Raw genomic sequence first — 12727 nt, 5'->3', positions numbered from 1 at the left:
ACTTAGTTGTATGGAAAACTCTTTAATTAAAAATCACTTGAACTCAGATGAAGTTATTGATATTCGTCAGTATTTTCATGTTCTTCTCAACTATAAATGGCGTATTCTACTTTTTTCTACAATGGTTACCGCCATCGCCGTATTGATTGCATTATCAATTCCTTCGCAATATACCGCTCGCGCCTCATTGATCATCGAATCAAAGCAAGCAAAAGCTGTTTCGATTGAAGACATCTATGGTTTAGATACCAAAAGCCAAGAATACTATTTGACTCAAATAGAGATCTTGAAATCAGACCGAGTCGCAGAGGAAGTCATTAAACGCCTTAACCTTGCCAGCCACCCAGAATTTGACCCTACTGTAGAAAATAATCAAAAAACTGGGTTTAAATTCGATGTATTGGAATGGTTTCCTGTTCTAAAATCGTTCAAGAAAGAGCCAGCGGAAATATCACAGGAAGACCAAAACTATCGGACTAGCCGATTGGTTCTTGCTAAGTTTAAGCGTGGGCTAGAAGTTAGCCCAATAAGAAAAACTCAACTAGTGAATATTTTCTACACCAGTAAAGACCCTAAATTATCGGCTCAAATTGCCAATGAGATTGGTAACGTCTTTATGGATAGTCATATCGAAGACAAACTTCAAGTTGAACTGAAGGCGAATAGCTGGCTCAACAACCGCATGGGTGATTTGCGCGAACAACTAAAAAAGTCAGAAGCTCAACTACAAACATTTTTAAAATCTGAAGGGCTAGTTGATATCCAAGGCGTTGAAAGCCTAGCATCTCAAGAACTTGAAGAACTGACCTCTCAATTGAATAAAACGAGAGACAGACGCGTTGCAGCTGAGACTCTTTATTTGGTCGCTCAAACGTACAGCCGTCAAGATGGTGACCTCTCTGCCCTTGCATCTATCCCAGAGATCTCTAACCACCCGACGATACGAGATGTCAAATTGGCTGAAGTGCAAGCTGAAAAGAAAGTCTCGGAACTATCAAAACGCTATGGAGATAAACACCCAAAACTCAAAGCAGCACAAGCCGAACTTGCCTCTGTTAAACGTAATTTAAATTCCGAACTAAAACAACTACTAAACGGGATCAACAATGAGTTACAGGCTGCTAAGCAAGCAGAGAGTTCTTTGCACCGGGAACTTGAGAAACGCAAATCAGAGTTTCAAAGCCTCTCCGTAAAAAATGCAAGATATTCAGAGCTAAAGCGTGAAGTCCAAACAAACCGAGAGCTGTTTGATCTCTTTTTAAGTCGTCAAAAAGAGACCAGTGCATCGAGCGACTTTAATGCTACGATTGCTCGTTTTACCGATTTTGCCAATCCGCCCCTCGCCCCAAGTAAACCGAATCGTAAACTGATTGTATTGTTAGCGTTTGTCGCTTCGTTTGGTTTGGCGTGTGTTGTTGCTTTTATTGCTGATGCGGTAAACGATACATTCCTTGATGTAAAACAGGTCGAAAAACAGTTATCACTAAGCTTACTCGGTATTATACCGGCAATTAAAACTCGAGGTCCCCTGACGCTCAAAACCTATTTTGATTCGAAACACCGAGAGCTAACAGAAGCGATTAGAACCGTTCGGACTGGTTATTTACTTGCCAACACCAACAAAGATCATCATGTGGTAATGGTTACTTCTTCACTACCTGAGGAAGGAAAAACAACCTCGAGTATCAATTTGGCTTTTTCACTGGCACAAATGGAAAAAACACTACTGATTGACTGCGATTTGAGAAAACCATCGGTTGCACACCGTTTTGGCATCTCTGGTTCACAGCCAGGAATGAGCAACTTGCTCATAGGTACGCATACCATAGAAGAGTGTCTCTATACCGATGAAGAGTCAGGGCTTGATGTTTTGGCTGCAGGAGTCGTGACAGACAATCCTCTTGAACTTATCTCCTCGCCTAAGTTTGTCTCACTACTCGAAGAGCTAAAGACACGCTATAGCAGAATTGTGATTGATACACCTCCGTGTTTAGCCGTTAGTGATGCATTTATGCTGTCGCAGTACGTGGACTCGACCATACTCGTGATCAATGCTCTACACACACGCACTAAAGTAGCTAGAGATGTGGTTGGACGCTTAACGCAGCAAGGAGCGAGAATTGATGGCGTCATATTGAACAAACTGAACACCAAAAAAGCCTCTAATTATAGCGGTTATCATCAATATCAATCCTATTACGGCCCAGAAAAATAACCATGAAGGTCGTGAATCACCCTTTTTTAGCCCATGCTTTGCGTTTGAGCATTGGGCTAACTGCACTCGTTACTCTCTATTTTGCATTTCATTTTTTGACGGCGTCCATTTACGCGCTAGCAACAGAAAGAAATATCGACTACTGGACAAAGCACAGTGATGGTGTAACTTTAGAGCAAGTGAATGAGACAAAACTCATGATACTAAAGGCCCTACAACACCACAGAGACCATCCTCATTACCACAATTTACTGGGTAAGGTCTATGAGTGGGAAGCCTATTTGGGCGATGATGTAGATAAAGAGAGCCGCTTGCTCAATGCAAAAAAGGCCTACTTGGAAAGTGCATTATTGAGACCCACTTGGTCAGATACATGGGCTGATTTATTGGTGATTGAAACTCAGTTGAAAGGGGAAAATATTGATCTCTATTTTGCGCAAGCCGACAGATATGGGCCTTTTACACCCAAAGTGAACAACACACTTTCCCAGATTGGCCTTAACCATTGGTCTATTTTTTCAGCGCCGCAGCGAACTATCATTATTGATCACGCCGCAAGAGCATTAGCTCATCCTCAAAGCCGAGGAGAAGCCTACCAGTATCTAAAATCAAGCGGTCTCTTAAAATTTACCTGTGCAGCTATTATTTATAACCCTCAACGTTATACTGAGAAAAATAATCTCTGCAAGAGAGCGCTAGAGTGATCTCGATGATAAAACATTATTCAATAAACCGGCCTATCGCCTTGTTCATGTTAGCCTTGCTTTCTCTTGGTACGGCTTCGCTATCACTGGCAAAAACACTGAATATTCATGCTGAAATACCGATATTTTTGGAAAAGTCACTCGGCGGTGATATTTATCTCCACTTTACACTTGCGCTATTCATTACCTTGGTTTTTATCCGAGTAATTTCCGCCACTCTTCCCCCTATACAGAGCATCTTTCTCGCCATAGTTATCGTCTCGACCTGTTGCGTAATTGATGAAAGTTTACAAATGTTATCGCGTTCACGATCATTCTCTTTGCTCGATTTAGGGGCAAGCTTACTTGGTATAACAATGGCCTCAATAATCTATTACGTTACTAGCAGACTTCAATCTTCAAACTTATGCTCCAAACTAAGACAACCTCGCGCATAAAAACGCCTTAAGAATGAGAATCGAACCCTTATTAACAGAAGTACGATATCACTGGATGTACTACTTCACTTATAATCATCGCAACAGTAAATCGTAGGCTTTTAGGACTTACCAATGAAAAAATCACTATGGATATTTTGGATTGCTATTTCAGCTTTGCTGGCTAGTTCAAGGTTATATGCCGAAACAGAAATTACTTGTTCACTTTATAAAAACCATAAAGTGGCCACAGACACAATAAGAGCCAGCCTAGAACAAGCAGACGATGCCATTATTTCTCTGCAAGCTTTAATGAAACTATGCCCAAGCATGGCACTAGAAATGGCGGACCTAGCGTCTACTCTACACCCACAACTAGCACTCGATATCTTCAATACAGTATTTGACCATATATCGAGTGACCAAGTCGCAGCTTTGACTGCAATACTCGTTAAAAATGCACCTCAAGAGATGCGTTCTGAAGTCATTCAGCTTGCTGTCACTAAATCACCAGAGTCAGCTCAAGCTATCGTTGATGCTGTTATTGCAATGGATTTAATGGACTCAACTGATGTGATTGTTGCTGCAATCTCCGGTGGCGCTGACCCAGCGACCATTACTGAACCAACAGCGGCAGGTACTCCATCAGCTTTACCTGGTGGCTTACCTCCAGTCGCAACGGTGCCAGGTAACACCACAACACTTGGAACCGGCAATGGCAGTGGTGGTGGTACCGCTTCACCAAACTGATCGTTTAATTCGATGCTTTCATCCAGTTTAGGGCAGGTATATTCCTGCCCTTCTTAATTGATATTAATAGTATGCGTCTAATAGAAAAATCCATTTTCCCAATATTTCTCATTTTTGTATTTTGGCTGCCCATACCTTTAGGTAGTAATCGCCCATTAGCATGGTCATTCAATGAAATCTGGATTGCATTGCTGCTTATTGCCTGTTTATTCAACTACTCTTTTGAGCATTGGAAAAACTGTCTGATAAGGGGAAAATTAGTCATCATTCCCATCGCACTTATCACTTGCTGGTCATTCATCCAAAGTATTCCACAACTTGGTATAACTCAGGATCCTAGTTTAGTCTTTGTCTCTGCAATCAAATCGCTCCACTATTTCCAGTTTTGTCTTATTGCTCTTGTCCTCATCGATACACCTAAAAAATTAAAACTTCTCGCAGTAGTCATGGTTAGCAGTGGAATTTGCCAAGGCTTTTACGCTGGCGTGATTTTGCTACTCAACCTAGATCATTCGATAATTTTCAAGCTGCCACTAGGAAATAGAGCCTCCGGAAGCTTTGTCTATCATAATCATCTGGCAAACTTCTTGATGCTGAATCTCTGCATTGGATTTGGCTTATTAATTGCAAAACTCGATAGCTCACACAAAACCGGATTTAGAAATATCACTAAACAGTTTTTAGCCGTGTTGCTGTCTGATAAAGCCTTTGTACGTTTAGGGCTCGTGATCATGGTGATTGCATTAGTCTTAACACGCTCAAGAATGGGAAATATGGCTTTCTTTATCGCCCTAACCGTAGGTTGTGTGCTGTTGCTATTGTTTTACAAACCGAAACCCAAAAGTGTTTATGTGCTTATAATCAGTTTATTCATCATTGATACGTTCATCGTGAGCCAATGGTTTGGATTGGAGAAAGTCAAACAACGTCTTATTGAAACTAGCTTGGAAAGTGAATCAAGAGATGATGTTGTCAGATATTCCCTAGTTGCAATACAAGAAAGGCCTCTGACTGGCTTTGGGGCTGGTACTTTCTACTCCACTTTTCCTTCCTACAATCAAGGAAAAGTAAAACTGTTTTACGATCATGCTCATAATGACTACATCCAATTCACCTTAGAATCAGGCCTTGTCATGGTTTCGATATTAGGTGTAATGCTCTTAGTCGCCGCCCAACGCGCATTTTATGCGTTTAAAAACCGCAGAAATAGATTGATGAAAGGGATCGGATTATCATCCATGATGGCTATTATTGGTATGTTGATACACATGAGTGTTGATTTCCCACTTCAAGCTCCCTCAACAACACTTTATTTCTTGCTGTGTTTATTGATGGGACACTGGGCAAATTCAATGCCGAGTCTAGTCACTCGTTCAAAATATTCCTGATATATAAAAACGACTTGAAGTTGCAGGTAAACGAATGTTTCCAACACCGCGCAGCTTCAAGTAGGAATGGTATACGTCCAGAGCAATCCCTACTCCATATCTGGTTAATAAAAAATCCCTCGATTATCTCGAGGGATTTTCAATTATTGAATTAAAACGATATCAGTTAATCGAATACAAACTGCAAGCCTTCAACTAACCAGCCACCAGTCCAAACATTGATCTGCTTGATGCGTTTACCTTGCGGCACAGTGTACGTTTCAACTTTTTTGTTGCTCGCATAGTAGGTTGACCCCAATAACATGCTAGAGCCATCCTTCATCGTGAACTTAATCGCCACTATGTGGTAACCACCCCAGTTATAAAGACCAGAGGTAACTTCCACGGATTGCAATTGATCAAGAGCAATCGGTGCTCTTAGCACACCACCGTTAGTACCTTGTACCGGGCCGCCCACCAAGTTATTGGCCGTCGTGCCGATCGCATCGATCGCAAAACCAGAACGCAGATACATCTGGTTATCCGCCGTCACTACACGTTGTGATTGCTGAGTATTTGAGTAACCAAAAATTGGAGACTCACCACCCACCGTTGCACGTAATGTACTCGAACGGTATGTATTATGGCTCAACCAACTCGGTGTCGCATTTGTAGGCACTACACCATCTTGAGTAACATTCGTCAGATGGAAAGCATGCTGGTTCCAGATGCGAGTTGCATTCTTCCAAGGTTTTGCACTGTCCGCAGATTCATAAACAAACACACCATGGTTAACGACATAGTTTTTATCAAAATCATTCGCAACAACAATCAGCTCTGCGTTGTTATCCCCCGCAAGATCAACAACAATCGGGTACTCCCACAAGGTTGAGGTCGAATGCGCGAAAGAGGCTCTTTCCTGGCCCGTTCGTCCATCAAGAATTCGCACTCTGGCATGATCCTGAACAATAACTTCATCAATACCATCGCCATCAAAATCGTAAGCAGAAACACCAATTTTACCACTGCCAGTATCATCGTTAGCAGCAGACCAGACGCGATCACCTTTACTGTTGTACATATCCACAGCAGTATATCCAGCGTAAACAATGCCTTTCACATCAATATCATTAGAGCCACTACGAGAAGCCAATTCAAATTGCAAACCATCAACTAGCCACCCCTCAGTCCACACTTTGATACTCTTAATTTGGCTATCGGCTGGCACATTAAAACTCTCGGTCTGCTTAGAATACGCGTACTTTTTCGACCCCATTCTAATAATACTGCTATTACTCATTCTGAAATCGAGCGCAACGACATGATAACCACCCCAATAATACTTACCCCAAGTAACATCAACAGATTTGACGTCTTTGATATTGACTGGTTGGCTAAGGTTACCACCACGGCCACCAATAAGTGATTGAGCTGAGCTCCCCACCGCATCAATCGCTAAACCAGAGCGTACTGATAATTTAGCATCCGATGTGATAGTAATCGTCGATGGATTAGTATGAGAACGATATCCATAGACTTTTGACCATTCATTGTTTTCGATAACTTTGGCTTTACCTAAGAAATTAGAAACAGCTTGTACGCCACCACCTGGATTTGTACTGTTATTCACTTCCCACTTTACGGTACCGTCGTGTTCTAAAACAGCAAATCGTGCATTTTCGCCTGTTGCGAAAGTTGCAGGGACCGAAGCCACAATTTCTGGACGCTCATCGTTATCCAAATTAACAAGCGATGAAAACCACACCATATCATTGGCTAGATACTGCCAATTGACGGCACCACTGTTTTGGTACATTACACCACCAGAAAAGACCTCTTGCGAATTATCGCCATCGATATCCACATTAATAGAAGATGGGGCCCAAGGATGACTAAATACAAGACCTGACTCGTAATTATAAACGCCATCTGAAGATAGAATCTCGACACTACCGTCCCCATCAAGATCTGCGAGGGTTATAGAGCCAACTGAACGGCCTCCAGTTTGTGCTTTGAGAATCTGTTTCTTTACATGACCGTTGTTATCCAAAATATTTAAATAGGGGCTAGATGTATTGGTTGTAACGATTTCAACTACACCATCACCATCTAAATCAGCGACAGCTGGTGAATATCTTGCGTCAGCAATGGCTTCACCTTGCTCATAAGACCACAATTCCGAGCCATCAACACCGCTTAAAGCTCGAACTAGGCCTCCGTTAACATACTTGTTCCCTTCAAACGTCACAACGATAAGGTCAGCAATGTCTTTTTCATCAATATGACCATCGCCATTATCATCATTCAGTTGAGCAACAACTGGAGTCGCCATCACTTGATTCGATAATGGCTTAAAGCCACCGCCTTGCCATGACCATTTCAACTGCGTGCTAATGGTGTCAGAAGGTACATCAAATGACACAACTCGCATAGAACGAGGGTGTGAAAAATCAAGGAGTTCACCGTTGTAAGCTTTCACTGATTTCAGTTGTGCATTAGATGTATTACCATCGAAAACAGCTAAACGGTTATAGGACAAATTATCCCAATCACTAAGTATCACTCCAAGACCTTCAGGAGCGACTATATCGACAGGATGTCCATAGATATAGGAAGGGAGCGAATAACCAGAACGCTCACCTTCTTTAAGACAAAAACGCTCACCATTTTCACGGCTCACGATACAAGCTTCAGGATAAAGTTCCGATGCAAGGACACGCATGGAACGAGGATGAGAAAAATCTAGAGCCTGCCCGTTCAATGCTTTAACATTTTTTAACTCACTGTTATCAGTATAATGGTCAAAAACTGCCAAGCGATTGTAAGATAAATTATCCCAGTCACTGAGCATCACTGAAACACCACTAGGTGCTAAAACATCAACTTGATGATTATAAATCCAAGATGGTAGCGAATATTCTGAACGCTGCCCTATATTTAGGCAGTACTTATCTCCGGTTTTCCGGCTAATAATGCAACCTTCCTGATCTGCAGCTTGAACCATTGAGCCACCCAATGAGATCATTCCTACAGCGAAAACCAAATATTTTATTGTCATGAAAAAGTTTCCCTCTACTAAATATGCATACCTTCCCAACCAAACTGCGTTCGATAGGCTAAAAGTACGGTTAGCAAGGCCAGCATAATGCAGATACCTTGCGAACATGGATAAGGTGACATAATTATCAGTAGACGTGCATCTTATTACAACTACACTTCGATGAGATACAGACTCAAATATGAGACGAATCAAATATGAGACAAATTTCTCTTATAAAATTTCATTTTAAGAAATGCCACTCTAGCCACTCTATTAGTCACAACTAGAAAAGCGCTAGTAAAAAACTTTACAAAAATCAACCATAGTTAAAATAGAAACAAATACAAATTCATCCTATAAAAATTTTTCTTTCAATAATAAAAATAAAAATTTGCTATTAGTAACAAGATATCTCTTCCACATTCTTCTAGGCTCTTGAATGATACGGTATAACCATTCCAAACCAGAATTTTGCATCCAAACTGGGGCTCGATTTACTTTGCCAGCAACAACATCAAATGTCCCACCGACTCCCATAACGAAGTTAACACCTAGTTCATCTTTCCATTTATTAATAAAATTTTCCTTTTTTGGTGAAGTAATTGCTACGAATAAAAGCTTAGCTCCCGATTCCTTAACTTTATTTACAACAAACTCTTCATTATCCCAAAAATATCCGTCATGGTAACCAGCAATAATCAATTCTGGATAAAGTCTTTTAACCTTATCCGCAGTTTGAGTGACCACGTCAGATGTTGCTCCAAGTAAAAACACTGGGAAGTCTCGTCCAGCACTCATTTCTAATAAATTGTAAAATAGATCAACACCAGCTACTCGCTCAGGAACATTATGCCCCATAAATCGAGCACCAAAAACGACTCCCATTCCATCAATATTAATTAAGTCGCATCCCTTGACTGAATCAGATAACGTAGGATCGGTCTGCATATTTACTAGCTTAGCCACATTAACTACAACATGTTGTAAAAAACCACCTTCGCTTATCTTATTCTCAATGAATGATACTGTCTCGGACATTGTAGCAATATCCATAGGAGATCCCAAAAATTCTATACGTTTCATCTAATTAATGACCGCCATGTGTAATAAAATTATCAATTCAATTTTTATTCAAAAAAATATAACGTTGATAATATGAGAACGAATAATAAACCCATGCTTTTGTCCAGCGAATATAATCAATTTTATTTGTATAATATTGATTCTTCTGATAAACAAATCTCCGCTTATTCTTTAAGTATAATATTTCAATAGCATTACTTATTATTCTATCGGCCATAATTAAGTCATCAGCCGTACCACCAACTTTAAGCAGAGTAAGCACAGCCTGAGATACGCTATGCATATCAAGAGGATAGCGGTTATTATGGTAATACTTAGCAGTACCATCTGCTTCAAAAAATTGGGTTTTATAAAATTTAAAGCCAAGTTCAATACTTGATTTAAACTCATCCGTACTTAAAGAATCAGCCAATAGAGTTAGGGCTTCTAAGTTGTACCCCGTATGGAAAGAGTCGATAAACTGATGGTGGTGTCTTGTACCATAGACCCAAGAACCGTCATAACTTTGAGCTAAAACTGATTGTCTTGCAACAGCTAAGGACAATTTCTTATACTGGCTATTACCTGTAATACTAGCAATTTTTGCGACCCAAGCGGCACCCCATAAACTGGCGTTGTATACTAGTGCGGTCTCTCCTGGGATGTAAGAGAAAAAACATTCACCATCTAGTTCTGTGTAGAGATGTTTAACTATAAAATTCGCAGAATCAATTGCTGGCTCACGATATTTATCACTATTAATAATCTCCCCCAACGCCCAAAGTGCTTGTGCAACATAGACAGTCGTGATTACATTAGGTTTACCTTTTGGCACAAAGAATGCGCGTGCATTCCAATCAAAATGATAACCCCAGCAGCTGTGCCCCCACAAAGTTCTATCACTCTGCTGTGTTAACAACCAATTAGCCAACTCTACCGCTTCATCTAGGTAACTCTGCTCATTTGTTGACTGATAGTTTTCTAATAAGCCTAAAATAAATAACCCAATCCCTTTAGGATTTCGCTTGTCAGGAACAAAGAATACTGTTCTAAAATTAATGGCAGAGCGCTTATGAAGTTGAGTCCAAAATAAACCAAGTAAGCCCGTTTTGGCTCTAGGAAAAAAATAAAAAAATTTACTATTTAACCCATCAAAAGGATCCTTTCCAGCATAATCATTAATTTTTGCATCTCTTAATAAAGAAGAGACGATATCTTCCACACTAATCAAAGTAGGTCACCTAATTCTTGCCAAATAGAATGTTCAATCATCTTCACAACCTTAGCCGGAGAACCCGCAACTATTGAGTTATCTGGAATGCTATTAATAACAACAGCGTTTGCTCCAATTATTATATTATTTCCAACTTTTATGTCACCCAAAATCCTTGCGCCAGCACCAATATATACATCATTTCCTATCTCTGGACATGACTCTTTTAGCTTTCTTCCTATTGTAATACCCTGGCCTAAGCAAACATTATTACCAATAATCGATTTTTTATGAATGACACATCCTATCCCTCCATACATAAAACGGGAATTTTTCCCTATTTTCACAGAAGCTGGGACAACGGAATTAAATAGTAAAAAAGAAATAATTTTTATAACATTTGGGATCAATGGAATTCGATTCACGTATGCCCAGTGAGATATACGATAAAAATATATCAAATTCATCACGCCACCTTATTCCCAATAATATTTTTCGTTATATACCTATATCGTTCAATAATATTAAATAACAATCCTGATTTTATATAATCAACAATTTTCCCTTTAAAGTTTCTAGGAGGATTTATTGGTATACAACTAATTTCTGGTGCTAGATAGTGAATGATTTCTTTAAATAAAATATTGTTATAGTATTTTGTATATTTGTATGGCAAGCAAATCATACGTTCAATAATGTAGTGTGTAGCAAATGGATTGACTTCCTCAAATGCTATATCTGACTCAGAATTACCAACTGCCCCCCAGTTACCTAGTTTTTGTTCAATGTAATATAATGAGTTCTTGGGATAAGAGCTAGCATATAAATGTTCTTTACAACCAGCTAACCATAAATTTGTCTGAAAATTGGAGAAGCGTGAATTTACACACTGATATTTAAAACACAAATAATTACTCTCGATATTTTCTTTAGGTGTACCATATACAGATCGACCAAATTCCCCGACGCCGCAAACGTTGATATGTTCAGGCAAGATTATAGAATAGTTATAGACTTCTGGGAGCCGTTTTTCAGTAGCGTAAAAAACAGAATTGGAATATTCATTTTTAAATGAATCAGGTATTTTATCCACATCTAAAAAATCAGTATGGATCGTATATTTCACTCCAAGTGTATCACAAATCCTCTTACCGATGACAATATCCGGATGATCGTCATTTAAATTTTTCAACTTATCAATAAAGTAATAGCATCTATGTTTAATTTCTTTTGTAGCAGCGGCCATCACCCTAGAATCATTACCTGCTGTAACAGCGATTGATAATGGTGATACATCAGAAAAAGCTTTTAAAATGGCTTTAAGTTCTTCTGCAACTTCTGTCACAACCTGATTAATATCATGGTACTTAAATTCAACTTGAGGCCAATAACGAACAACTTTCATATCTCTAATACTTAAAGCATGGTTAGGAAGTACTTTTTCTATCTCATTAAAGATAGTTTCATGCCCGATCCAAGCATTACCATTTCCTTTTTTTGGAAAGACTTCCTTATAAAATTTATAGGCTTCTTCATTATGTGTAAGCTTAATACTTTGATATTGCAAGAGACTAATGTCTGTCGCTATCAAACCGTAACTACTAGAAAAATTAATTTGCGCAAGTGATGTTGCATCAGCTCTTAACATATCAACTTTACTATCACTATAAAATAAATAGTATCTTCCACAGCACCTCGATAGAGATTTATTGATGATTGGAAAACTTATATCTGAATTGTCAAGTTCATTAACAATAATCCTTAAGTCAAATGAATCAAACTGTGGATGTACTATCTCACCTACAATTAATAGGGAGAAAAATCTACCTATGTACTGGTATACTTTATTATGACTATCAAAATAAATTGAATACTTAGTAAAATCAATACATCTGAATGTACTGGGGACAGAAACTTCAACATTCGATGCGTCACTTACAAGAATTTGTCTTTTAAACAT

At 39.3% G+C, this 12727-nt stretch carries 9 protein-coding genes; 4 read left to right on the top strand and 5 right to left on the bottom strand.

The features are described 5' to 3' along the window. Positions 1-10 precede the first annotated feature (10 nt). The 4 genes from vpsO to AACQ79_RS00535 all read left to right on the top strand — a co-directional run bounded on the left by vpsO (position 11) and on the right by AACQ79_RS00535 (position 5473). Positions 11-2215 carry an exopolysaccharide regulatory tyrosine autokinase VpsO gene (gene vpsO / locus AACQ79_RS00550; RefSeq protein ID WP_170899546.1) on the top strand — a complete coding sequence of 735 codons (2205 nt, stop codon included), beginning with the start codon at positions 11-13 and terminating at the stop codon, positions 2213-2215. A 2-nt stretch (positions 2216-2217) separates the two neighbouring features. Further along, positions 2218-2919 carry a VpsP family polysaccharide biosynthesis protein gene (locus AACQ79_RS00545; protein ID WP_170899545.1) on the top strand — a complete coding sequence of 234 codons (702 nt, stop codon included), beginning with the start codon at positions 2218-2220 and terminating at the stop codon, positions 2917-2919. Between the two features lie 551 nt (positions 2920-3470). Further along, positions 3471-4085 (top strand): hypothetical protein, encoded by a 615-nt coding sequence (locus AACQ79_RS00540; protein WP_013857353.1) that lies wholly within the window; start codon positions 3471-3473, stop codon positions 4083-4085. 71 nt (positions 4086-4156) lie between these two features. Beyond that, positions 4157-5473, top strand: coding sequence for an O-antigen ligase family protein (locus tag AACQ79_RS00535; protein WP_170899544.1), 1317 nt, complete (start codon positions 4157-4159; stop codon positions 5471-5473). Positions 5474-5639: 166 nt separating this feature from the next. Here AACQ79_RS00535 and AACQ79_RS00530 read toward each other — a convergent pair whose 3' ends face one another. From AACQ79_RS00530 to AACQ79_RS00510, 5 genes are all read right to left on the bottom strand, one after another. Further along, complete coding sequence (locus tag AACQ79_RS00530; RefSeq protein ID WP_170899543.1) at positions 5640-8510, bottom strand: beta-prism lectin domain-containing protein; 2871 nt, start codon at positions 8508-8510, stop codon at positions 5640-5642. A 336-nt stretch (positions 8511-8846) separates the two neighbouring features. Continuing rightward, the gene (locus tag AACQ79_RS00525) at positions 8847-9575 is read right to left on the bottom strand and encodes a WecB/TagA/CpsF family glycosyltransferase (protein WP_096036185.1); all 729 of its coding nucleotides are present in this window, start codon (positions 9573-9575) and stop codon (positions 8847-8849) included. Between the two features lie 37 nt (positions 9576-9612). Beyond that, on the bottom strand, positions 9613-10785 hold the full coding sequence (locus tag AACQ79_RS00520; RefSeq protein WP_064624729.1) for a hypothetical protein: 1173 nt from the start codon (positions 10783-10785) through the stop codon (positions 9613-9615). Beyond that, positions 10782-11234 (bottom strand): serine O-acetyltransferase, encoded by a 453-nt coding sequence (locus tag AACQ79_RS00515; RefSeq protein ID WP_096036184.1) that lies wholly within the window; start codon positions 11232-11234, stop codon positions 10782-10784. The genes AACQ79_RS00520 and AACQ79_RS00515 overlap by 4 nt, the downstream gene beginning before the upstream one ends. Continuing rightward, positions 11234-12727 (bottom strand): hypothetical protein, encoded by a 1494-nt coding sequence (locus AACQ79_RS00510; protein WP_170899542.1) that lies wholly within the window; start codon positions 12725-12727, stop codon positions 11234-11236. Before AACQ79_RS00510 ends, AACQ79_RS00515 begins: the two co-directional genes overlap by 1 nt.

It is taken from the genome of Vibrio sp. 3-2(1) (assembly GCF_963887575.1).
Classification (GTDB): Bacteria; Pseudomonadota; Gammaproteobacteria; order Enterobacterales; family Vibrionaceae; genus Vibrio; species Vibrio anguillarum.
This window is presented reverse-complemented; position numbering and strand designations above follow the sequence as displayed.

What these genes read in the sequence shown, in the direction of transcription:
- vpsO (WP_170899546.1), top strand. Translation starts at nt 11, where the DNA reads ATGGAAAACTCTTTAATTAAAAATCACTTGAACTCAGATGAAGTTATT.
- AACQ79_RS00545 (WP_170899545.1), top strand. Translation starts at nt 2,218, where the DNA reads ATGAAGGTCGTGAATCACCCTTTTTTAGCCCATGCTTTGCGTTTGAGC.
- AACQ79_RS00540 (WP_013857353.1), top strand. Translation starts at nt 3,471, where the DNA reads ATGAAAAAATCACTATGGATATTTTGGATTGCTATTTCAGCTTTGCTG.
- AACQ79_RS00535 (WP_170899544.1), top strand. Translation starts at nt 4,157, where the DNA reads ATGCGTCTAATAGAAAAATCCATTTTCCCAATATTTCTCATTTTTGTA.
- AACQ79_RS00530 (WP_170899543.1), bottom strand. Translation starts at nt 8,510, where the DNA reads ATGACAATAAAATATTTGGTTTTCGCTGTAGGAATGATCTCATTGGGT.
- AACQ79_RS00525 (WP_096036185.1), bottom strand. Translation starts at nt 9,575, where the DNA reads ATGAAACGTATAGAATTTTTGGGATCTCCTATGGATATTGCTACAATG.
- AACQ79_RS00515 (WP_096036184.1), bottom strand. Translation starts at nt 11,234, where the DNA reads ATGAATTTGATATATTTTTATCGTATATCTCACTGGGCATACGTGAAT.
- AACQ79_RS00510 (WP_170899542.1), bottom strand. Translation starts at nt 12,727, where the DNA reads ATGTTTAAAAGACAAATTCTTGTAAGTGACGCATCGAATGTTGAAGTT.